At 64.6% G+C, this 19,901-nt stretch carries 25 protein-coding genes; 17 read left to right on the forward strand and 8 right to left on the reverse strand.

What is annotated here, in order from left to right; translation table 11 throughout:
• Positions 1-44 precede the first annotated feature (44 nt).
• Positions 45-971 carry a helix-turn-helix transcriptional regulator gene (locus NS1_RS33055; RefSeq protein WP_062990871.1) on the forward strand — a complete coding sequence of 309 codons (927 nt, stop codon included), beginning with the start codon at positions 45-47 and terminating at the stop codon, positions 969-971.
• On the opposite strand, the gene NS1_RS33060 is transcribed toward NS1_RS33055, so the two are convergent.
• Entirely contained in the window at positions 954-2,252 is a 1,299-nt protein-coding gene (locus NS1_RS33060) for a PucR family transcriptional regulator (RefSeq protein WP_062990873.1), read from the reverse strand. The genes NS1_RS33055 and NS1_RS33060 overlap by 18 nt on opposite strands.
• A 507-nt stretch (positions 2,253-2,759) precedes the next feature.
• Here NS1_RS33060 and NS1_RS33065 point away from each other — a divergent pair.
• The 4 genes from NS1_RS33065 to NS1_RS33080 all read left to right on the forward strand — a co-directional run bounded on the left by NS1_RS33065 (position 2,760) and on the right by NS1_RS33080 (position 6,082).
• The gene (locus NS1_RS33065; protein WP_062990875.1) at positions 2,760-3,317 is read left to right on the forward strand and encodes a TetR/AcrR family transcriptional regulator; all 558 of its coding nucleotides are present in this window, start codon (positions 2,760-2,762) and stop codon (positions 3,315-3,317) included.
• A 167-nt stretch (positions 3,318-3,484) separates the two neighbouring features.
• A complete protein-coding gene (locus NS1_RS33070; RefSeq protein ID WP_255284783.1) occupies positions 3,485-4,801 on the forward strand; it encodes a lipase family protein in 1,317 nt (438 codons plus the stop codon).
• Between the two features lie 235 nt (positions 4,802-5,036).
• Complete coding sequence (locus NS1_RS33075; protein WP_062990879.1) at positions 5,037-5,537, forward strand: hypothetical protein; 501 nt, start codon at positions 5,037-5,039, stop codon at positions 5,535-5,537.
• 146 nt (positions 5,538-5,683) lie between these two features.
• On the forward strand, positions 5,684-6,082 hold the full coding sequence (locus NS1_RS33080; protein WP_062990881.1) for a hypothetical protein: 399 nt from the start codon (positions 5,684-5,686) through the stop codon (positions 6,080-6,082).
• 29 nt (positions 6,083-6,111) lie between these two features.
• Here NS1_RS33080 and NS1_RS33085 read toward each other — a convergent pair whose 3' ends face one another.
• The gene (locus tag NS1_RS33085) at positions 6,112-6,897 is read right to left on the reverse strand and encodes a MerR family transcriptional regulator (protein ID WP_062990883.1); all 786 of its coding nucleotides are present in this window, start codon (positions 6,895-6,897) and stop codon (positions 6,112-6,114) included.
• On the reverse strand, positions 6,894-8,087 hold the full coding sequence (locus NS1_RS33090) for a serine hydrolase domain-containing protein (RefSeq protein WP_062990885.1): 1,194 nt from the start codon (positions 8,085-8,087) through the stop codon (positions 6,894-6,896). Before NS1_RS33090 ends, NS1_RS33085 begins: the two co-directional genes overlap by 4 nt.
• A 207-nt stretch (positions 8,088-8,294) precedes the next feature.
• Here NS1_RS33090 and NS1_RS33095 point away from each other — a divergent pair, with 207 nt between their 5' ends.
• The 6 genes from NS1_RS33095 (at position 8,295) to NS1_RS42560 (ending at position 13,963) form a co-directional block, all read left to right on the forward strand.
• On the forward strand, positions 8,295-8,732 hold the full coding sequence (locus tag NS1_RS33095) for a hypothetical protein (protein WP_062990887.1): 438 nt from the start codon (positions 8,295-8,297) through the stop codon (positions 8,730-8,732).
• A gap of 221 nt (positions 8,733-8,953) precedes the next feature.
• Positions 8,954-10,336, forward strand: a complete 1,383-nt coding sequence (gad, locus tag NS1_RS33100; protein WP_062990889.1) for a glutamate decarboxylase — start codon at positions 8,954-8,956, stop codon at positions 10,334-10,336.
• Positions 10,337-10,604: 268 nt separating this feature from the next.
• Positions 10,605-10,778, forward strand: a complete 174-nt coding sequence (locus NS1_RS33105; RefSeq protein WP_062990891.1) for a CsbD family protein — start codon at positions 10,605-10,607, stop codon at positions 10,776-10,778.
• 625 nt (positions 10,779-11,403) lie between these two features.
• A complete protein-coding gene (locus NS1_RS33110) occupies positions 11,404-12,804 on the forward strand; it encodes a carotenoid oxygenase family protein (protein ID WP_062990893.1) in 1,401 nt (466 codons plus the stop codon).
• A gap of 392 nt (positions 12,805-13,196) precedes the next feature.
• The gene (locus tag NS1_RS40500; RefSeq protein WP_157125515.1) at positions 13,197-13,499 is read left to right on the forward strand and encodes a hypothetical protein; all 303 of its coding nucleotides are present in this window, start codon (positions 13,197-13,199) and stop codon (positions 13,497-13,499) included.
• Positions 13,500-13,528: 29 nt separating this feature from the next.
• Complete coding sequence (locus tag NS1_RS42560; protein ID WP_373864382.1) at positions 13,529-13,963, forward strand: hypothetical protein; 435 nt, start codon at positions 13,529-13,531, stop codon at positions 13,961-13,963.
• Here the strand turns inward: NS1_RS42560 and NS1_RS33125 are convergent.
• Positions 13,869-14,177, reverse strand: coding sequence for a MerR family transcriptional regulator (locus tag NS1_RS33125; protein WP_056817405.1), 309 nt, complete (start codon positions 14,175-14,177; stop codon positions 13,869-13,871). The genes NS1_RS42560 and NS1_RS33125 overlap by 95 nt on opposite strands.
• Positions 14,178-14,331: 154 nt before the next feature.
• Here NS1_RS33125 and NS1_RS33130 point away from each other — a divergent pair, with 154 nt between their 5' ends.
• From NS1_RS33130 to NS1_RS33150, 6 genes are all read left to right on the forward strand, one after another.
• Entirely contained in the window at positions 14,332-14,757 is a 426-nt protein-coding gene (locus NS1_RS33130; protein WP_084504714.1) for an Hsp20/alpha crystallin family protein, read from the forward strand.
• A 186-nt stretch (positions 14,758-14,943) separates the two neighbouring features.
• The gene (locus NS1_RS33135; protein WP_131816473.1) at positions 14,944-15,144 is read left to right on the forward strand and encodes an Rv3202a family protein; all 201 of its coding nucleotides are present in this window, start codon (positions 14,944-14,946) and stop codon (positions 15,142-15,144) included.
• A 67-nt stretch (positions 15,145-15,211) separates the two neighbouring features.
• On the forward strand, positions 15,212-15,490 hold the full coding sequence (locus NS1_RS42230) for a cold-shock protein (protein ID WP_063816341.1): 279 nt from the start codon (positions 15,212-15,214) through the stop codon (positions 15,488-15,490).
• 341 nt (positions 15,491-15,831) lie between these two features.
• A complete protein-coding gene (locus NS1_RS33145) occupies positions 15,832-16,275 on the forward strand; it encodes a VOC family protein (protein ID WP_062990904.1) in 444 nt (147 codons plus the stop codon).
• Positions 16,276-16,284: 9 nt separating this feature from the next.
• Positions 16,285-16,413, forward strand: coding sequence for a hypothetical protein (locus NS1_RS41995; protein WP_255284784.1), 129 nt, complete (start codon positions 16,285-16,287; stop codon positions 16,411-16,413).
• Positions 16,414-16,655: 242 nt separating this feature from the next.
• Positions 16,656-17,057 (forward strand): hypothetical protein, encoded by a 402-nt coding sequence (locus tag NS1_RS33150; RefSeq protein WP_157125516.1) that lies wholly within the window; start codon positions 16,656-16,658, stop codon positions 17,055-17,057.
• A 158-nt stretch (positions 17,058-17,215) separates the two neighbouring features.
• Here the strand turns inward: NS1_RS33150 and NS1_RS33155 are convergent, their stop codons facing one another.
• The 4 genes from NS1_RS33155 to NS1_RS33170 form a co-directional block, all read right to left on the reverse strand.
• The gene (locus tag NS1_RS33155) at positions 17,216-17,722 is read right to left on the reverse strand and encodes a pyridoxamine 5'-phosphate oxidase family protein (protein ID WP_062990949.1); all 507 of its coding nucleotides are present in this window, start codon (positions 17,720-17,722) and stop codon (positions 17,216-17,218) included.
• Between the two features lie 148 nt (positions 17,723-17,870).
• Positions 17,871-18,221, reverse strand: coding sequence for a histone-like nucleoid-structuring protein Lsr2 (locus NS1_RS33160; protein ID WP_062990908.1), 351 nt, complete (start codon positions 18,219-18,221; stop codon positions 17,871-17,873).
• Between the two features lie 205 nt (positions 18,222-18,426).
• Positions 18,427-18,855 carry a pyridoxamine 5'-phosphate oxidase family protein gene (locus NS1_RS33165; RefSeq protein ID WP_062990910.1) on the reverse strand — a complete coding sequence of 143 codons (429 nt, stop codon included), beginning with the start codon at positions 18,853-18,855 and terminating at the stop codon, positions 18,427-18,429.
• Positions 18,856-19,017: 162 nt separating this feature from the next.
• The gene (locus NS1_RS33170; RefSeq protein ID WP_062990912.1) at positions 19,018-19,797 is read right to left on the reverse strand and encodes a class I SAM-dependent methyltransferase; all 780 of its coding nucleotides are present in this window, start codon (positions 19,795-19,797) and stop codon (positions 19,018-19,020) included.
• Positions 19,798-19,901: the final 104 nt, after the last annotated feature.

Consider the following 19,901-nt stretch of genomic DNA (forward strand, 5'->3'; position numbering starts at 1 on the left):
AGTACCACCTGGATACCGGGATCGGCATCGGCGACGATGGTGGGATGAGGGAAGTGGTCGACCTGCGTTCGGTGCGCACCGAACGCCGAGCCCAACTCGGTGCGTTCCTGAAATCCCGTCGCGCCAAGATCACCCCTGGTGACGTCGGTCTGCCGCCGGGTCCCCGCAGGCGCACGCCGGGGCTTCGCCGCGAGGAGGTCGCCCAGCTCTCCGGAATCGGCATCACCTGGTACACGTGGCTCGAACAAGGCAGGCCAATCAATGCCAGTATTCAAGTGCTGGATGCGGTGTCGCGTACGCTGCGACTCGATCAGGCGGAGAAGGCCCACCTCTACAGCCTGGCTGACCTGCCGACCGTGCCGAGCGAGGCGGTCGCCGAAGCCGCGATTCCGCCGGGCGTACCGCTCATCCTCGACCAGCTGGATCCGTTGCCCGCGGTGTTGGTGAGCCCGAAATTCGATGTGCTGGCCCACAATGGAGCCTATCGGGCATTGTTTCCCTGTTTCACCGACAATGTGCTGCGCCGGGTGTTCACGACGCCCGATTGCTGTAACCCCTACGCGCACAACACTGATGACCTACGCAGGATGGTGGCCTACCTGCGCGGCGCCTACGCCAAGCACTTCGACGACCCGACATGGCAGGGCTTGGTCCACGGATTGTGTACCGACAGCCCCGCTTTCGCGACGCTGTGGGCGAGCAACGATGTGGCGGTGCCGATCAGCTTGATCAAAGAAGCTCGGCACCTGGCCATCGGATCGATCACCCTGCATCTCACCAACCTGTCCCTGCCGCTGATCGACGGCGCCTGGGTGCAGATCTTCACTCCGGTCGACGAGGTGCAGGGCGCGAGACTGACCAGGCTGTTGGCGATGAGCGACGAGCGACGTCGCGCCGTCTGGGTCGACCACGTCGCACAGTGGCACGGCGCCGCCCGCCCGGCACCTGTCGGCCTACAATGCTGGGAGTAGTTCGTCGCCGTAGACGCTGAGACAGCGCAGCGCGAGCTCGATGTGGACCCGTCGGCTCTCGATCGTATGACCCAGGCGGCGCTCCGCCTGTCTGAGCCGATACCGGACCGTGTTGCCGTGCACTCCGAGCAGACTCGCGGTCGCGTCGATATTGCCTCCGGCGCACAGGAATTCGAGCACCGTGTCGCGAAGGCGGGCGGTCGGCTCGCTCCGATCGGCGAGTTGGCCGAGTTCGCGCTCGATGAGCGCGCGCACGGAGTCGATATCTCCGTCGCCGGTGAGCAAGCAGACCAGGTCGACGTCCCGGTAGAAGGTGACCGCGCTCGTATTTCGCGCGCTGGTCGCGATCCGCTGAGCGGCACCGGCTTCCAGGTGGCTGCGCCGAAAGCCCGCCAGTCCGGAACGCGGGGTACCGATCGCGAGATGAATGTGCGCGATCGGCGGCACCGGTACATCAGCGATGTCCGGGAGATGCGAGGTTGCCATCCAGGCCCACAGGCCGTGGACGCCGCTGCTGATCAGCAGCGGCGGTGGCGCCCCGAGGGCGTAGGCGATGTGGGACGCGCGCTCGCGAAGCAGACCGGTCGCGTGTCGAGCGGGCACCTCGCGGTCGGTCCAGAGAACGATCGCGACATGGGAGTTGTCCATCGGGTATCCGAGATAGTCGGGCGAATCGGCTGACGGCGCCGGCTCCCCGCGCAGGATGGCCTGAACGATCTCTGTGCGCTGGGCGTCGAAGTTGCGGGTGTGGTGCTCACGCTCGTCCATATACGCGGCGACGATGCCGTCGAGGCAGGTATCGAGCCACTGCGTGCTGTGTTCCCAGAAGATGACCAGCACGGCCCCGCGCAGCTCAGGATCGGGGATCTGCTGGTGGAGCACCTGGGTGATGTATCGCCACAACCCCCGCTGCGCGGCTCGGTAGGTCTTGAGCAGCATGTCAACGCCGTAGCCGCGGCGCGCCACGGTCCGCGCGCCGTCCATGGCCTCGGTGGGTGGACGTGCCTCGAACTGCGTGCGCCCGATCACCGCGAGGAAGCCCAGCCAATGGGCTCTGGTGGCTGCCCGGACTTCCCGATGGACCTCGACATCGGCGAGGTAGTGCGGGAACGTCTCCTGGATCGCGGAGTCGACAGCGGACAAGATCAGTTCGGACTCGGACTCCGATCGCATCCGCAGCGCGAAAGCCGCGAGCCATTCGACCGCCGATGCCTTGTTCGCCACAGGGGTGGGCGTCGACTCGCCACCGTGGCGTTCCGTGCGCGGGATCGCCGTCTTCACCGCACGGTCAGGTGGTAGTCGGGCCGTGCGGGCTGCGCGGATGTGGTGTCGGAGGGAGCGGATACCAGCATAGTTGCACCCTAGCGCAACCGGACTGTTGTGTCCGGATAATTCCTGGTCTGGGATGTTCGACGGTAGGGATTGTGGGGGCGTACGAATCGTGCATTCGTGCTTGGAAAGGCGAACAAATTTGAAATATTCAGTTGGTAGGTCAGGGTGTCGCTGCTACATTAGAATCGGTCAACGCCGGGCGGCGTAAATACTCCGGACAGCGTCGTCCCGGAATCCGTCTGGCGTCGGCTGAATTGTTTGATACTCGAAATACATTAGTTCGTCGGCTGCCAATTCTCGGTATTCGAATAGAACTGCGGTAGGTGATCGGGGGAGTCAACGGCTCGATGTCGGGGTGATCCGCCCGCGTTGTCGGGCACCTGGGCGCGCAGATTGCCGACACTTGCGGCGCCGTTCGGCGCCGGACTGGATCGGCTGGTGGGTAACGTTGCCCGGATGAGCTCGCCACGCCGTGCCAACAGGGGACCCGCTGCTGCCGCGGAGAATCGCGTCGCCCTGCTCGTCGCGGCGAAGGCCACGTTCGCCGAGCACGGGCTGGACGCTCCGCTGAACCTGATCGCGCGCACGGCGGGAGTGGGTCAAGGCAGCCTGTACCGGCACTTTCCGAGCCGTGAGGCGATTATTCTCGCGGTCTTCGAGGAGAACCTCGGCCAGCTGGAGTCGATGGTCGCCAATGTCGACTCGACTCTGGACGAACTGCTGGCCGAGATCGTCGACCAGATAGTCGAGGTCGCGGTGCTGTTCGACCTGTTTCGTCTCGCGGACAGCAGCGACCCGCGCCTGACGGGCATCATCGGCCGCCTGTATGCCTTGTTCGACGAGAAGCTCGCCGACGACAGTCGTCGCGGGAGCGTGCGCCGGGGCGTCACGGCCGAGGAGATCTTCCTGGCCGTGGGAATGCTGGGAGCGCTGCTGAACAAGACGCCGGAATCTGAACGAGCATGGGTGGCGGACAAATGTTGGGGACTGTTGCAGCGCGCCCTGTGTGACTAGAACTCGCGTACTTGACTAGCGAGACGATTGCGTTAAGAATACGTTCCAGCAACCGGATATCTGTGTCCGGTTGTGGTCGGGTATTCGTGTCGATCCCGCCCTCGGCCTCGTTCGAAATGGCTGCTGGATTTCATCCGGTACCAGGTTTCTGATTTCAGGGGAAATTCTTGAAGAATGCACGCTCGATCGCCCCGATGATGTCGGCGATTGCCGCGCTGTCGGTGGCGTTCGCCTCGACAACAGTGTTCGCACCACCGGTGTATGCGGTATCGGACCCGTTCTACAGCTACCGCGACAGCTTGTCGCTGGCCGAAGTGGAGCCCGGCACCGTCCTGGACAGCCGGACCACGACCTATCACCTCGCCGGCATCCCCACGCCGATCACCGCGGTGCAATTGCTGTACCGGACGACCGACGCCCGGTACCGACCCAGTGCCAACGTGACCTCCATCTTGATCCCGCCCGGTGGAGTGGACCCGACACGGGCGGTCGCCTACCAGTCCTTCTACGACTCGCTCGACCCGGAGCACGGTCCCTCGCGTTCGATCGCCGGTGATGTCAGCTTCGGTGGCATGGTGCTCACCTCGGAGGCCACGGTGATCGCCGACATCCTCGCCCGCGGTTACACGGTGATCATCGCCGATACCGAAGGGCAGCAGGCGAATTTCGCGGCGGGCCCCGAGTACGGCATGAACACACTCGACTCGATCCGGGCGGCAGTCCGTTCCGAGGCCACTGGGCTCACGGCCCAGACGCGAATCGGCCTGGTCGGCTACTCCGGCGGCGCGATTGCGACCGACTGGGCCGCGGCGCTGGCACCGGAATACGCCCCCGAAGTGAACGCGAACCTCGTCGGCGCGACCCAGGGTGGTCTGCTGGTAGATCCTGCGCACAACCTGCGCTACGTCAGCGGCAGCGTCGGCTGGTCCGGTGTGGCCGCCATGGCGATCATCGGTGTCGCCCGCTCCTATGACATCGATTTCTCGACCTACCTGAGCCCTTACGGCGCACAGATAGTCGCCGCACTCCGGTCCGCGTCGATCGCCAACGTGCTGTTCCAGTACCCCGGCCTGAGCTGGCAGCAGATGGTCAAGCCGGAGTACCTCGACCCCAATACTGTTGTGCCCCTTGTCGAAGTGGTCGGCAAGGTCAACCTCGCGAACGCACCGACACCGACCATCCCGCTCTACATCGCCCAGGGCGCCAACGGCGTTCTGGAAGGCACCGATGGCAGCAGGCCGTCGGTCGGCGCCGGTGACGGTGTCATGGTCGCCGGTGATGTCCGCAGCCTCGCCCGACAGTACTGCGCGGACGGAAACCCCTTCGTCGAATACCGGCAGTACGACGAGCTCAGCCATATTCCGACGTTGGGTGTGTGGAGCGTCGGCGCCGTCTCGTGGATCGATGCCCGATTCGCGGGTGAGTCCGCCGGGTCGAGCTGCGGGACGATCCCCGAGGGCAACCCGCTGACATCGGATCTGTGATCTCGGGCTGCCGGTCGCCTGCGACCGGCAGCCATCGTCGAGGTCGGGATTCAGGAGAGGTTCCCAGGCCGGCGCCAGATGTAAGGGTTTGTTGAGAGTGCGAACCGGCCACGGCCACCATGGCCTACTCGCTGGTAGCTTGTTGTGGCGTGTATCGCAATCTGTAATAGCCCGTTGCGCCGGCGCGGTGCCCGGCGGACATGCGTCTACTCGCGCTGCCCGGTCAGGAGTTGCTTTGTTCAGTGAAGGAAATCTGCCGATTCCGCGCTATTCGATCTCATCCCAACACGGGCCGTTCCTCTCGCCACAGGAGTTGGTGGCCGCGATTCATGGACGTACCGACTGTGATCTGCCGTTGGCGCGATGGGCGCGCACTCTCGGATCGTTGTATCGGGACTGGCTGGCCGAGCCCACTGCGGTTCGCGTCGGCCAGCAGATTGTCGAGGTCGTGCACGACATAGACGTCTGGATCACCGCCCGGCTTCCGCGGCCGCGCCCAGGTGTTCCGCGCGGACTCGATTCGGTGGGCGGGATAATCGGTCGTGTCGCCGAGGCCGCTGCCTGCGCTCACTGGGCGCTACACAACACTCGAGACACCAATCAACGGCACCGAGCGTGGAACCATCTCGCCGAAATGCGCGAAGGCTACGAAGATATGGTGCGGTTGATACTCGATGGATCTATCCATCTGCCCGAGTCCTGGCCCAGTATCAGCTGGTCGGCCCCGACGATGTAGCACTGGCCTGAGGCGCCTCGTCCCTTCGCATCAACATTTCGGGATGCGATGTCGGATGGAAGCGGTTAGCTGCTCATCGTTTGTCTTTCCAATCGGGGGTATTCCGATTGAGTAAGGACAACACGGGGGATGCGAGGAGTAGCGGAATGAGCACCACCAGTGTAGTCGTGACTATCGTCGTCGCAGTCGTAGTCGTCATTGTGCTCGCTGCCGTCATTGTGGCTTTGATGCGCAGTCGGCGTGAACACAGGCGGGTCGACGCGGCGGAAATCCGCGATCGGGCGGCGGAACAAGAATTCGAAGTCGGACAGCGGGAAGCGCGGGCGGAGGAGATCGCCGCCCGAAGCCGTGCGGCACAGGCCGAAGCCGACGCCAAAGCTGCTCATGCCGAACAGCTCGCCCAGCAGGCGCAGGCACACCACAGCGATGCCGCGGAATCGCGCGCCGACCTGGACAAAGAATGGGAGCGCGCGGACAGGATCGACCCCGATCAGAAGCCGAGTCAAGCGAAGGAAGATCCAGAACAGCCGACGCACAGCACCTGACCGGCCTCGGTGGTAAGTGGCACGCACCGTCAATGGGAGTGCGGCCTGGGGATATGAATGCCTGCGGCACGGAGCTCGTTCTCGAAAACCGCGGCTGCTCGGGTCGTGGCCGATTCCCGATCCTCGCCGTGGCGGGCGATGAGCGTGTACCGAGTCGCGGCATCGGTGCGTGCTTGCAGGGCGGTCACAATTTTCAGGTGCTCGGGGTTGGCGAGGTAGTGCTCGGCCATGGCGGTGGCGAGCTCGGTGATGCGCGGATCGTCCGGTTGCCAGGCCACAGCCTCAGCGGCGCGCTTGATCAAGGCGACATAGTGGGGGTCGTCGAGCGCGTGCTCGAGATGGGTGAGGTAATCGTCGAAGCCATCGGGGACAAGAGCTTTGGCCAGCACCCAGCCCTCCTGAGCCTTCGCCACTTCGTCGATGGCGAAGCCGAGGCCGGTCATCCGCTCGAGCAACGCGACCGCGCGGTCGCCCAGCAACGCCCGGTCGCCGGCGGCGAGCCGGTCCAGCGTGTCGCGTCGCGCGATCAAATCCTCGATCCGTTCGGTGAGCGCACGCCCGACGTCGGCGAGTGCGGCAGCGAATGACACCGCGTCGGCCGCGAGCAGGGGCCCGACCTCGGCGAGCGGCACCCCGGCGGCCGTCAGCGTCCGGACCTGCACCAGTCGCGATAACTCTGCTGACCCGTACCGGCGGAACCCGGAGCTGTCGCGGTCGGGCTCCGCGATCAAGCCGAGCTTGTGATAGTGCCGCACCGTCTTCACCGTGACACCGACGAATGCCGCCGCCTGCCCGATCGTGACCCCGTCGTTCATCTGCTCAGACTGCCCTGTGTGGCGGCCGCTCGCACGGCCTGACCGCCTCCGAACACCTCGTCGAGGAGCTTTTGCTGAGCGGTCTGGAACGGCACTGCCACAGACATCTCTGAGTCGTCAACGCAGGTCAGCGAGGCGGTCATGGTCTTGCTGCCGTCGGGGGTCGCGTACATCAGCGTCGCATAGCCCGCATGGCCGCCGTTGTGAGTGATGACGATGCCGCCGCCGTCCGGGCCCAGGTCCCGGACGAAGACCCCCAGGCCGTAGTCCATCGTCGGGATGCCCGTCGGATGCGGTGCGCACATCTGGGTCAGCAACTCCGGGGGAAGGAGCTTGCCGCTGAGCAGCGCGGAGATGAAGGTATGCAGATCCCGGGTCGTCGAGATCATGTCACCGCCGCACGGGTTCCAGGAGGGGTTGTGCCGGGTGACGTCGACGATCTTCTCCTCGCCGTCGTCGTCGAACCGGTAGTAAGCGTGGGCGTGCGGCTCGGGAATCTCCGGTGAGTTCTCCGGAACCACGGTGCCCGACAGGCCGAGCGGTTCGATGATCAGACGCTGCATCTCCTCGGCGAAGGAGCGGCCGCTGACCTTTTCGATCAACAGCCGGGCCAGGACGTAGTTGGTGTTGGAGTAGCTCCAGCTCGTGCCGGGCTCGAATCGCGCGGGCTTGGACAGCGCCAGCTCCACCAGGTCCTGCGGCCGGTAGGCGTGGAATCGGTTGTCCACCCACTCTTTACCCAGGGGGGTGCCCGGTGCGGGGATCCCGAGCGCGATCGTTCCGTCCTCGTACATCTCGCCGGTGAAGTTGAACACCCCGCTGGTGTGCTGCAACAGCATCCGCACCGTGATCCGCTCGTCCAGCCCGAGCTCGGGCAGATAGTCCGCCACCGGGGTCTCGAGGCTGATTGTGCCCACAGACACCAGCTGCAGCACCAGGGCCGCGGTGAATGTCTTTGTGTTGCTGGCGATCCGGACATGCCCGTCGATCGGGGGCTTCGTCGTCCCGCCCAGCTCGGCCACCCCGGCACTGCCGACCCACTCGCCCCGCTCGTCGTGCACGCGCAGCGACACTCCGAGGAACCCGGACTCGACGATCTGCTCGATCGCCTTCTGCAACTCCGGGCGATCTTGTCTGGCGGCGGCAGTCCGCGGGGTGCTCTCCTCATCGCCGGAAAGGGTGATCGACATGGTGGTTCGCTCCTTCGATTTCCAGTCGGCTTCGTGCCGCTGCGACGAGCTTCCACCCTGACCTAAGGTCAACAGCAATAGTGATCCAGATCACCTGCGGGGTCACGAAATACCGGGAAGTTGTCTTCGCCGCTGAGTCTCGGCGCTACTCGTGTGACAGATGCCGTCTGCCGACCCTTCACCAGCGGACCCGTGACCCGGCCTGCGATGCGGCTTCGGACAACGGAAAATACCCAGCTTCCCTCCGAGATCACCTTCCTCAGCCGCGGCACGCAGTGCGCGGCCTTGCACCTCCCCGCCCGCGCCACCTCGATCGCGGGACCCACCTGGCGCAGTGAGGTGTGTGCTCGAACCGCTCTCGAAATCGGGTTGAACCGGCCGACCACCTTCGTCGGTCGCGTGTCCTGCCCGATACTTCTCGAGATCGGCAGCAACGACAGCGTCGCGCCACCGGCGGCGGCGCGACGGGCGGCGCAGAAGGTGGAATCGCGAGCTCAGGTGCTCGAGTACCCTCTCGATCATTTCGACGTCTACGACGGTCCATGGCAAAAGCAGGCGCTCAGCGATCAACTGCGGTTTCTGTCCGAGGTTCTCGCACCCGAGCCCACGCCCGATCGCGAGCGGCCGTCACCCGCAATCGGTTGATACTTGCGACCTGACGAATGTCGGCCGGGCGTAGCTGCGTGGTGACCCACGCACGCTATTTCATCCGAATCGGGTGAAGCAGCCGGGACTCGCCGACGGCATCATTCGAAGCACATCCGGCGCCGGGGTGTTGTCGCCGTCTTGGAAGGAGCCGAGGTTCGCGTCGGCGTTCTGACTCATGTCCGAGCCGCCATCGCCGGTCTCTACTCGAAGGGATCTCCATGTCGCGCAAACGCACGCACGCTCCGCAGATCGCCCCGGCCTATACCGGGCGGCTGTCGATGAATCCGGTACCCGCGCTGCGAATGCCCGCGGACAGTATGGATCCCGATGTCGCCTATCGATTCATCCACGACGAACTGATGCTCGACGGGAGCAGCCGACTGAACCTGGCTACTTTCGTGTCGACGTGGATGGATCCCCAGGCCGAGAAGCTGATGGCTGAGACGTTCGACAAGAACATGATCGACAAGGACGAATACCCCGCGACCGCCGCGATCGAACAGCGGTGTGTGTGCATGGTCGCCGACCTGTTCCACGCCGAGGGTCTGCGCGACGACGACCCGTCCAGCGCCACGGGTGTGTCGACAATCGGATCCAGCGAGGCGGTGATGCTGGCCGGGCTGGCCATGAAGTGGCTGTGGCGCGAGAAGGTCGGCGACGGGTGGAAGGGCCGCACACCCAACATGGTGATGGGTTCCAACGTCCAGGTGGTGTGGGAGAAGTTCTGCCGCTACTTCGACGTCGAGCCGCGGTATCTGCCGATGGAGAAGGACCGCTACGTCATCACGCCCGAGCAGGTGCTGGAGAACGTCGACGAGGACACCATCGGCGTCGTGGCCATATTGGGCACGACATTCACCGGTGAACTCGAACCGATCAGCGATATTTGCGCGGCACTCGACAAGCTCGCTGCCGACGGGGGACCGGACATCCCGGTGCATGTCGACGCGGCCAGCGGCGGCTTCGTGGTGCCCTTCGTGCATCCCGAGCTGGAGTGGGACTTCCGGTTGCCGCGCGTGGTGTCGATCAATGTCAGTGGTCACAAATACGGGCTGACCTATCCCGGCATCGGGTTCGTGGTGTGGCGCAGCCCCGAGTACCTGCCAGACGACCTGGTCTTCCGGGTCAACTATCTGGGTGGCGACATGCCGACCTTCACACTCAACTTCTCTCGGCCCGGCAATCAGGTCATCGGCCAGTACTACAACTTCCTGAGGCTCGGCCGCGCCGGCTACGGCCAGGTCATGCATTCCCTCTCCCAGACCGCGCGATGGCTCGGCGACCAGCTGCGCAAGGGCGAGCACTTCGAGGTGATCACCGACGGCTCGGCGATCCCGGTGATCAGCTTCCGACTGTCCGGCAACCCTGGCTACACCGAGTTCGACGTCTCGGAAGCGTTGCGCGCCTACGGTTGGCAGGTACCCGCGTACACCATGCCGGACAACGCCACCGATATCGCCGTATTACGCATCGTGGTGCGGGAAGGGTTCTCCGCGGACATGGCCAGGGCGTTGAGCGATGACATGACCACCGCGCTCGGACATCTCGACGCGCTCAAGCCCAACGGATACTTCGACCAGCTGCGCCCGTTCGCGCACTGAGCCTCACTCAGTCACGAAGACAGCTCTGGTCGCCGGAAACATCGACTATTGGAGACGGAGCTGCTGGCGGCTACGTGTAAATGGGATCCGCTCCGAGCGATCTCAACTCGAACCTCACGCCTGAGTCCCAGCTCAGAGACCGGACCGCGGTTACCGGCGGCACCGGTGAGTGCCCGCAGGTGTTTGTCTCGGCTCAGGCCGGTTATTCGTTACTTGACTGGCCCGACAGAAGCAGGGCGGTTCGGACCCGACTGGAAGGGGTTAGACAATGAGCACAGCTGACAAGGCCGAGAACAAGGCTGACGAACTCGCCGGTCAGGCGAAGGAGAAGTTCGGCAGCGCGGTCGACGACAAGCACCTCGAGAACGAGGGCAAGAGCGACCAGGTCAAGTCCAATCTCAAGGCCGCGGGTGAGAAGGTCAAGGATGCTTTCCGCAACTGACCGATAATTCTGTCGCTGCCGTCGAGCGGGTGCGCGCCCTACAGGGTGCCGCCCGCTCGTTCGTGTCCGCATACCACTCGACGAGCGGCGCACCCTTGTCGCTATGCGCGCCGCAGTCCTGCTGTCCCTGAACGCTATTCATGGAGCCGTCAGCACGCCGTCGAGTCCAGGAAAGTCGTGATGGCGAGGATCGCGATCGCGGCTCCGGATGTGTACCGCGCCAACCGTGCAAGTGGCGAGTTGTCTTGCAGCTCAAAGTCGTCCAGGTCTGGGCTCGTCTTTCGACGTGGAGTCGTCGTCGGCCCCGTCGGTGGTGGCGGCCAGGCTCGCGAGGAGTTCGAGTCCGTCCGCGGCAGGGGTGCCGGCGGGTGCGGTGTAGACGAGCAGCGGTGCGTAGAGCGCTCGAGCCTAGGTGTTGGCGGCGAGCATGTCGTGGCGTGCGTTGCGTACCCAGGCCGCGGCGTGTGCCGACTGCGTTCAGCGATGTTGGGCCGACTTCGGACCGCGTTGTTCCATTGACGCCGATGATGGATGCTGAGAGGATAAATGTGTCAATCTCTCATTCGCTCACTCTGAGACGCGCTGGAGGAAGCCGATGGCGCCAACTACTGATACCCCTATTTCCTTGAATCGTGCGTTCGAAGCCGCGGTGGAGTGTCCCGACGAAGTCGTGCTGAACGTCGCGGGGACCATGCCGGATGGCTTGCGCGGCACGCTGTATCGCAATGGCCCGAGTAGGTGGGAGGCTGGGGGGTTCTGGGCCGGGCACGCCTTCGACGGCGACGGGTTGGTCTCGAAGTTCGTCATCGACGGCGGCGAGGTGCGGTTCCGGTCGCGGTACGTGCGGACTCCGAAATTCCTTGCAGAGGAACGTGATCGAGGCGCGAGGGTGCGAGGCTTGTACACGCAGGCATCCGGCATCTTGGCGAATGCGGGACGCCCGCCCGCCGACAATGCCAACACCCACGCGGTGGTGCACGCGCGGCGCCTGTTGGCACTCAGTGATGTGGGAAGGCCCTGGGAGATCGATCTTGATGATCTGCGCACTGTGGGCCGGTGCGACTTCGGCGGGGAATTGCCCCGCTCGTCGCGGTTCTCGGCGCACCCGAAGATCGATCCGGCAACGGGGGAAATGTTCAACTTCGGTCTGGATGTGACAGTCGGCCGCCGAACTCCGGCCGGCCTGCGTTGTTTTCGGGTAGACCCATCGGGTCGGCTGCATCGCATCGGCACCATCGGTCTCGATCACGTTGTCGTGCAGCATGACTTCGCAATCACCGAACGTTACCTGGTATTCGCCTTGGCGCCGCTGATTGTCGACCCGGTGGGGGCCGGACTGGCGGTGCTCGGCCGGGGAACCTATGGCGATGCAGCGGACTATCGGCCGGAGAAGGGGATGCAGATCGTGCTCGTGCCGCGTGATGGCGGCCGTCACCGGATCGTTGAGTGCGACCCATTTCTTTACGTGCACGTCGACAACGCGTACGACGACGGTGGCGATGTCGTCCTCGACGTCGTGTGTCACGACTCGCTCGCATTCTTGACCAGCGGGTTGAAGTCCTTCCGCGACGGGCTGCCACCCGTCGGACGTCCGGCCCGCGTGCGGATCACCAAGTCGGGGCACGTCGAGCGCACGATCATCGGCGAGTTCGAGTCGGTGGAGTTTCCCATGCATGATGAACGACGTACCGGGCGACCACATCGGTTCAGCTACTTCGCTGCCTACCATCCTGAAACTTCCGGCGCCATCGTGAAATTCGACCATCGGACGGGTCGTGAACGTCGTCACGTCTTCCTCGGGGGCGAGTTCCCCGGCGAACCGATATTTGTTCCCCGGTCGAAAACTGCCGCAGAGGACGACGGATGGATTCTGGCTATAACTTATCTAGCCGCCGAACATTGCACCGCGCTGGTTGTCCTGGATGCCACCGACATCGAACGCGAGCCGTTGGCGATCGCCCGTATGACCAGCCATGTATTTCCTGGTTTCCACGGTAGTTTCACCGACGACGTCGCAGGCCGATAGTCGACTCGCCGCACTGGCACCGGCCGAACCCGGGTTCGTGGTCGATCTGGAGATCGTAGTCGAACACGCAGACAGGTCCTTACCGCCGCGTCGGTGGAGTCGGTCAGGCCATCGCCCGCCGAGTCGGCGCAGGGGCAAGAAGATGATCCTGGCCTACCCCTGCTCGGGCGGCCTTGATGCTCGGAGCCGGTATCGCCGCCGCCTGGATCGGCAGCTGCGAGATCGCTGCCCTCAGCCCGATCGCAGACGCGGGCGCGGGGTCGTACGAACCGCACCCGCCGGGTCGCGGCGATCGCGGTGTTCGTAACCGAACTCGCGTCCTCGTTCACCGTTCTCGCCATCGATCCGGCCGATATCTTGACGAAGCGCTCACCGGCCCCGGATGCGTACTCGTGGCAGTGGGACTGAGCCTGCTCGCGCTGGAGCTGATCACCTTGACGGAGTTCGTCTTCGGAAAGGTCCCAGCTCTGTGCGCGGGCGCGGCCGGGCACCTCGCGGCGCTCATTCTCGCCGCCGCGCCCGAGCGGGTGCGCCCCGCAGTCACATTCCTGACCCTCTTCATCGGCGTCGCGGCGGGCACACTTTCCGTGCAGGGCATCGAGAACCGGTACGGCGCTGAGGGCGGTGACGGGCAACTGATGGCCGCCGTGAACTATCTGGTGGCCGCCATGCCGAGTTCGCCTCGATGCACCTGATCGGGGCAACGGTCGAGCAATCGCGACGAATGTTGATCGGTGAAGCCGTCGCAGCCATCACTGTCAGCGCCGTCGCGGGCAGCCTCGGCGCTGTCGTCGGCACCGTACCTTTCGCGATCGCCAAGACCGGCGACCCACTCGCAGCGCTGGCACCGCTGCCGTATTCGCTCGCCATCGCTGTCGGCACGGGCATCACTCTCGGCGTGACCGCGCAGGCGGGCCGCCGCGTAATCCGCACAGCCGCTGCACGACAGGAGGCCGCTGCGGCGAAAGACTCGGCGACGACTCGGCTGCGTCGCCGGCACCGAGCAGTTCGGAACGGCGAGGTGGCAGGGCTGAACGCCGCAGCCTGGCTGATGTGTACGCGGGCTAGGTCGACTTGGCGCGTAGTCGATCGCGTTCCGCGCGTAGGCGAGCGACGGTGTCTTCGAGCTCGAGTATGCGAGCCACCGCTGTCAGATTGACCCCGTCGCCGGTAAGGGTGGTGATGCGGTGCAGGCGCGTCAGGTCCTCGCCGCTGTAGCGGCGGGTGCCGCCGGCGCTACGCGCGGGCGTGACCAGTCCGTGCTGCTCGTACAGGCGCAGGGTCTGGACCCCGATGCCGGCCAGCTCCGCGGCAACGGAGATCGCATACACCGCCTGTGCTGGTGACGGCCCTGAGTTGTGCGGGGAGACCATCTCTGTCCTCTCGATTACTACGACTCTCTCCTAGATTACTTGTTTCCAGTACTTGCACTCATCTAGATAGAGTGCTAAAAAATATCTATGTCAGATGACAGAGGTTATCTGATCATCATCCTAGTGAGAATGGAGTGAGTTGGAGGTGGCGACCATGTTGATGCGCACCGATCCTTTCCGTGATCTGGACCGGTGGACCCAGCAGGTGTTCGGCACAGCGGCACAGCCGGCGGCGATGCCGATGGATGCTTGGCGCGACGGCGATGAGTTCGTGGTCGAGTTCGATCTGCCCGGAATCGACCCGGAATCGCTGGATTTGGATGTCGAACGCAATGTGGTGACCGTGCGCGCGTCGCGGCCCGGCCTCGACGCGAATCGGTCGATGATCGCCGCGGAGCGCCCGCGTGGGGTGTTCAGCCGTCAGTTGTTCCTCGGCGAGAGCCTCGACACCGACCGGATCCGCGCCGACTACCGCAACGGTGTGCTGCGGCTGTCGATCCCGGTCGCGGAGAAGGCCAAACCCCGCAAGATCGAGATCGCTCGCGATCACGACCGCGAACCCCAGGTGATCAACGCCTGAGTCCGGGAGCGAGGTCGGCGATGTCGGTTCGCGACCGGTGTCGCACCGAAGTGAGGTGGTGCGTTTCGAACGATCTCCGAAACCCTTGCGAATGAGCTGAATTCGACTCCCTGCAGTCCGGTGGCCGGGCCTGCGGACCCGGCCACCGCCTCCATCCCGTCCGCTAGCCGATTCGAGGAGGACCCGATGACCGTCTTACCGAGTGGTTCCGAGGCCGATCGCGTCGAACAGGAGACCTTCGTCTCGGATTCGGACCGCGAATCAGGCCTCGACGTCGCCGCCGTGCACGCCCAGGAGCCTGGCCGCCGCGCCGATCCGACCGACTGTATCGACCAAGCCTGGAGCGTCCCCGATGCCGACGATGACCTGTCCTGTCTTGCCTGCTGAACACTGCGCGCATCTGGACCCGCACCAGCACGAGGCAGCGGAATGCCGACACTGGCAGCCCGGTCGCGTGAGCTGGTTCGACGCGGCGAAAGGGTTCGGGTTCTTGAGCTCCGACCGGGGCGGACCGGCGGTGTTCTGTGACTACACCGCCATCGCTACCCCGGGCTACAAGCACCTGCACGCCGGACAGCGCGTGATCTTCACCGCGACCGACACCGGTCGTGGGCCCGAAGCCGGCCAAGTGCTGACCTATGACGAGTCCGGCACTGACACCGCGATCGCCTCATCCCGATCTGGGGGTCGGGTGCGATCGCTGCTGCGGGCTCGCGCAACCCGCAGCCACTGAGCGCGCGCAGTTCGACCTATTGCGAGGAACAGCAATGCCTACCGACTACGCCACTGACAGACAAGAACCGGCCACGCAGACCGAGACGACCGTCGTCCGGTGGCCCGAACCCAGCCCTCTCGACACGTGGTGGACCGAGATCATGGATGGTGTTTCACCACTGGGCGAATCGCGCTCTCGTCGCTGACCGCCACGAGCAGGGCCTTTCGTGTGCGGCTACGGGGCCGGGCGCTGGGTCTTTCCTTGATCGGTGTGCTGTGGCCAACTACGGTGAGCGCCAGCATCCGGATGGATCACCGAGGCCGGACCCCGCCGGCTCGTACCCCCGAGGAAGGTCGCCGATGGGCTTCGTACAGCACTTCGACCACGTCGGCATCACCGTTGCCGATCTCGACACCGTCACCGCGTTCTTCGTCAGCCTTGGCCTGCAGGCCGATCAGAAGATGGCTGTCGAAGGCGAGTTCCTGGACACCGTGATCGGCATGAGCGGTGCCGCCACCGAGATCGTCATGCTGCGCTTGCCTGGCGGCGGGACAACGCTGGAGCTGTCGAGTTTCACACGCCCGGATCACCTTCCGGGTTCGCCGGTCGCACCGGCCAACGAACTGGGGCTGCGCAACGTCGCCTTCGAAGTAACCGACCTCCGGGCCGCGGTCGAGCACGCGGCAGCCGGCGGCTACGGCCTGGTGGGCGGTATCGGCGAATACGAGGGCGCGTGGCGGATGGCCTACGTGCGCGGACCCGAAGGGATCATCGTTTCGCTGGCCGAGCGCATCCAGAACTGAGGAGACATCATGGGTTCGACGGTGACCGACGAACAGATCTGGACGCTGGCTGCGACCGCGAAACCCTACAGCCTGGCGTTGCTGCACTGCGAGGTACACCCATGCCATGGCTTCCCTGGCGACACCCTCCCCGCGTGAGCGATCCGGGCCCCGCTGATCGGAGCAGGGATGACCGTTCCCAACGGCGCGAAGTCCGAAGGGTGACCAGGAGCGGAGGTCGAGTACCCCGCGCCGGCAGATCATCCGCGGCTGCGGTCTCTGAAAAGAGAAGCGCCGCAGTGTGATTGAATGATCGGTTCGCTCGACGCGAGTACATCGTGCGGACTGCTACTGACGGGAGGATTCCGCCGGTGCATCGTTTCGCGAAAGGACAACTCGATATGACACGGTCTGCCATCGGGCGCACAGTTGCGATGATCGGAGCCGCGGGCGCCCTAGCCGGGGCCGTTGTCGCGGGCGCCGGTGTTGCCGGCGCCGCTGACGTCCCCGCCTACGGCAGCGTCCGCTACGTCTTCTGCTCCGACGTGCAGGCAGGCAACGAGATCACCTACTACGACTCCCTCGGCAAGCGCGACGAGGTCGTCACGCTGACCGAGCCCATGGAGGGTGACCGGTGGTGCCGCAACGTCGACGCGCTGTTCCCTAAAAAGTCGTTCGTCTGGTCGGCGATCAGTCACAGCGACGCCCATTACGTGTTCGCCGCGATTTACGTGAACGGCAAACTGGTTGCCCGCGACGAGGACCGCTCGACCTTCGGCTACGGGTCCGCGCAAGCGATGTGACCGGAAGTCCACGGAGTCGCTGAGCTGTCGGCACACCGGCTCCCCCCGGAGTCGGTGTACCGCTCGGGTCGACCATCGGTCCGTTGTAGGCGTGCAAGGTGGCGTCGAGGAAGCCGGGACGACATGTTGGTCGTCTCGGCCGACCCGATGAACGCCGATCAGGGTTGTACGCCGGCTGTACTGCCGCCGAGCGGCATGGCGGGCAGACCGAGTTTGCGATGGTCCCAGGAGCGGATCCGCGTCGGCTCGACCCGAACGACGATGCGTTTGTTCATCATGGACTCGACCAGGGGACGAGCCTGTTCGGTGTAGGGACCGACGTAGCGGCGGAAGACGTCGATTCCGGCGTTCCAGTACTCCTCATCCTCGGGGTCCTCGATCAGGTGCGCTGTTCCTTCGATCGAAACGCCGCGCAGCTGGTCGTAGGTGTCGCCCGCCTCGGCCATGCAGGTCAGGGTCGGGTTGCGGCGTAAGTTGGCTGCCTTCTGCGACTTCGCCTTGGTCTCGAAGTAGATCTTGCCGTCGATGTGCCCGAACCACATCGCTGTCAGGTGCGGTTTCCCCTCGGCATCGAGGGTGGCCAAGGTGAGCACCCTACTGCGGTCGAGGAACTGCGCGATCTCCTCCGCGCTCATCTGCACCGTAGCCCGCTGTTTGACTCCCACGTCCACCTCCCGCTCGATCTTTCAGCCGACCTTATCGAGCAACCGCGCTCGGCGATCCCGAACGCGATCATTTGCTGGTCAGCGCGGCTGTGGGCCGATCACCGGGCGCATGCCGAATCGTGCCGTAAGCGAGGAATAGGAACCAATTCTATGCCGACGCTGCGTCATACGCGGCGATGACGTCTGCGGCGATCCGTCCGCGGGTAGAGACGGTGTGACCGTTTTCGCCGGCCCACGAGCGAATGGCGGTGAGATCGCTGCGTGGGGTGGTTGCACTCGCGGATTTCTTTCCGGCGAGACGACCGGCGGAAGACTTGGCGCGGCCGATTCGACGGGCGTAGGGGAGCCACTGGTCGAACGTTTCGCGCAGCTTGGTGGCGTTCGTATCGGACAGGTCGATTTCGTAGGTGAGTCCGTCCAAAGCGAACGTAACGGTCTCGTCGGCGTCGGAAGTGCCGTCGAAGTCGTCGATAAGGCTGACAACGACTTTGCGAGCCATGGGAATCCTTTTCATTCGAGTGCGGAAGGTTTCACACGGATGCTAGTAGCTGGAGGCCGGTCGAGCGCGTCCAGTGCCAGTGCACTGGCAGCGGTTGGGCCGTTCCGCGCTGATTCGGCTACGGATTCACTGCGCTGACGCCACAGAGGATCTCGCGACGTCGGCGCAATGATCCTCGGTCGAGGTATCTGACAGAGTACGACCGTCATATCGAGAATCGACTCACGGTTTCGGGCTCGATGGTGATGAGCAACCATTTGCCGGCCAGCATCTTGTCGAGTTCGTCGGCTCGACTCTCGTCGTCGAGGTCCCAGTAGCGAGCCGCCAGGCGGGCGAGCAGCTCGTGGGCTCCGTCGGGTGAGATGGTGGTGTGGCCGGCGACGGAAACCCAGCGCTCGCGTTCACCTACGGGGGCAGCGACGACGATGGAGGAGCGGGGGTCGCGCCGCAATCGCGAGACCTTCACCGAGTCCGGGTCGGTGAACAGTTGGATTGTGCCCTCGGTGGTGACCTCGAACCACACCGGCCGGGGTTGGGGCGGTGTCGGTCCGTCGGCTACGGACAGAAACCCGTAGAGGGGGCGTTCGAGAAACTCGATATCCTTGGCGGTCAACGAATGTGGTGCAGTGCCCATCATGATCCTTCCGAAGAGTGAGGGGTGTTGCTGATCACGGCTCCAGTCAATGCATCTGGCTCGGGCAATTCCATAGGTGAGAAGCCGGATTTGATGTGTATTCGTCTAACCATCGCCGACGCACCGACGCGGCAGGAGAGTGCGTTTATGCCACGGGCCAGGTCAGTGCCCGGTCCGCGCGATTGCCAATAAGTGCGCGCTTGCGTTGATCAGCAGTGGGTCCTGCTCCAGTAGTCGTGCACAGTGCAGTGCTGCGGTGACGAGGGATCGAAAGCTGTGTTGTCCGGCGTGATCGAGTGTTGGCCAGGCCGGACCTTCGACGCCGTAGGCCACGACATCGATGAGACCGGCTGCCTCGATCTCGGTACGGAGCTCGTCTGCCGTATGCCAATGTGTCCGAACGAAACCGGCGTGGCCGTCGTAGTCACCTGTGGCGATCACCTCGCCCACCGCGGTTGTCAGTGTGTCGTCGAGGGTGCCGTTGGTGCCGGCCTCCAGGGCCGACAGGTAGCGACTGATCGCGGCCGCGATCAGGATGCCTCCGGGACGAAGCACGCGTATGGCCTCATCCAAAGCTGTTGTCCGGTCGTCGGATTCGGTGAGGTGGTACAGCGGTCCGAGTAGCAGGACGGTGTCGAAGCTGTTGTCGGGGGCGGGCAGTCGGCGCGCATCGCCGATTTCGGCGGTCACCCCAGGTAGTGTCGAGGCCCTCTCGACGTGTTCGGGCACCGGATCGACCAGGTGCACGACGTGACCGTCGTTCGCCAACCATTCGGCGTGGACCCCGGTGCCGCCACCGACATCGAGCACTCTCATCGGAGCTGTGAGGACGCGACGGATCAGTTCTTGTGTGCGGAGGAACTCCAGGCGGCCGTGTGGGGACCTGGACAGGCGATCGTGCTCCGAGGCGCCGGAGTAATGCTGTGCGAGATCAGAAGTCATGCCGAATACTCGGTCAGCGAAGTGCGTTTCGGCAACGGATTATCAGTCCCTAGCAGGAGCGTCGGGCAAGGTGGGCCGTTCGGAGACGTTGGGGGACGGCCGCT

Source organism: Nocardia salmonicida NBRC 13393, assembly GCF_001613085.1.
GTDB lineage: Bacteria > Actinomycetota > Actinomycetes > Mycobacteriales > Mycobacteriaceae > Nocardia > Nocardia salmonicida.

What these genes read in the sequence shown, in the direction of transcription:
- NS1_RS33055 (WP_062990871.1), top strand. Translation starts at nt 45, where the DNA reads ATGAGGGAAGTGGTCGACCTGCGTTCGGTGCGCACCGAACGCCGAGCC.
- NS1_RS33065 (WP_062990875.1), top strand. Translation starts at nt 2,760, where the DNA reads ATGAGCTCGCCACGCCGTGCCAACAGGGGACCCGCTGCTGCCGCGGAG.
- NS1_RS33080 (WP_062990881.1), top strand. Translation starts at nt 5,684, where the DNA reads ATGAGCACCACCAGTGTAGTCGTGACTATCGTCGTCGCAGTCGTAGTC.
- NS1_RS33085 (WP_062990883.1), bottom strand. Translation starts at nt 6,897, where the DNA reads ATGAACGACGGGGTCACGATCGGGCAGGCGGCGGCATTCGTCGGTGTC.
- NS1_RS33090 (WP_062990885.1), bottom strand. Translation starts at nt 8,087, where the DNA reads ATGTCGATCACCCTTTCCGGCGATGAGGAGAGCACCCCGCGGACTGCC.
- NS1_RS33095 (WP_062990887.1), top strand. Translation starts at nt 8,295, where the DNA reads ATGCGGCTTCGGACAACGGAAAATACCCAGCTTCCCTCCGAGATCACC.
- gad (WP_062990889.1), top strand. Translation starts at nt 8,954, where the DNA reads ATGTCGCGCAAACGCACGCACGCTCCGCAGATCGCCCCGGCCTATACC.
- NS1_RS33105 (WP_062990891.1), top strand. Translation starts at nt 10,605, where the DNA reads ATGAGCACAGCTGACAAGGCCGAGAACAAGGCTGACGAACTCGCCGGT.
- NS1_RS42560 (WP_373864382.1), top strand. Translation starts at nt 13,529, where the DNA reads ATGTTGATCGGTGAAGCCGTCGCAGCCATCACTGTCAGCGCCGTCGCG.
- NS1_RS33125 (WP_056817405.1), bottom strand. Translation starts at nt 14,177, where the DNA reads ATGGTCTCCCCGCACAACTCAGGGCCGTCACCAGCACAGGCGGTGTAT.
- NS1_RS33130 (WP_084504714.1), top strand. Translation starts at nt 14,332, where the DNA reads ATGTTGATGCGCACCGATCCTTTCCGTGATCTGGACCGGTGGACCCAG.
- NS1_RS33135 (WP_131816473.1), top strand. Translation starts at nt 14,944, where the DNA reads ATGACCGTCTTACCGAGTGGTTCCGAGGCCGATCGCGTCGAACAGGAG.
- NS1_RS33145 (WP_062990904.1), top strand. Translation starts at nt 15,832, where the DNA reads ATGGGCTTCGTACAGCACTTCGACCACGTCGGCATCACCGTTGCCGAT.
- NS1_RS41995 (WP_255284784.1), top strand. Translation starts at nt 16,285, where the DNA reads ATGGGTTCGACGGTGACCGACGAACAGATCTGGACGCTGGCTGCGACC.
- NS1_RS33150 (WP_157125516.1), top strand. Translation starts at nt 16,656, where the DNA reads ATGACACGGTCTGCCATCGGGCGCACAGTTGCGATGATCGGAGCCGCG.
- NS1_RS33160 (WP_062990908.1), bottom strand. Translation starts at nt 18,221, where the DNA reads ATGGCTCGCAAAGTCGTTGTCAGCCTTATCGACGACTTCGACGGCACT.
- NS1_RS33165 (WP_062990910.1), bottom strand. Translation starts at nt 18,855, where the DNA reads ATGGGCACTGCACCACATTCGTTGACCGCCAAGGATATCGAGTTTCTC.
- NS1_RS33170 (WP_062990912.1), bottom strand. Translation starts at nt 19,797, where the DNA reads ATGACTTCTGATCTCGCACAGCATTACTCCGGCGCCTCGGAGCACGAT.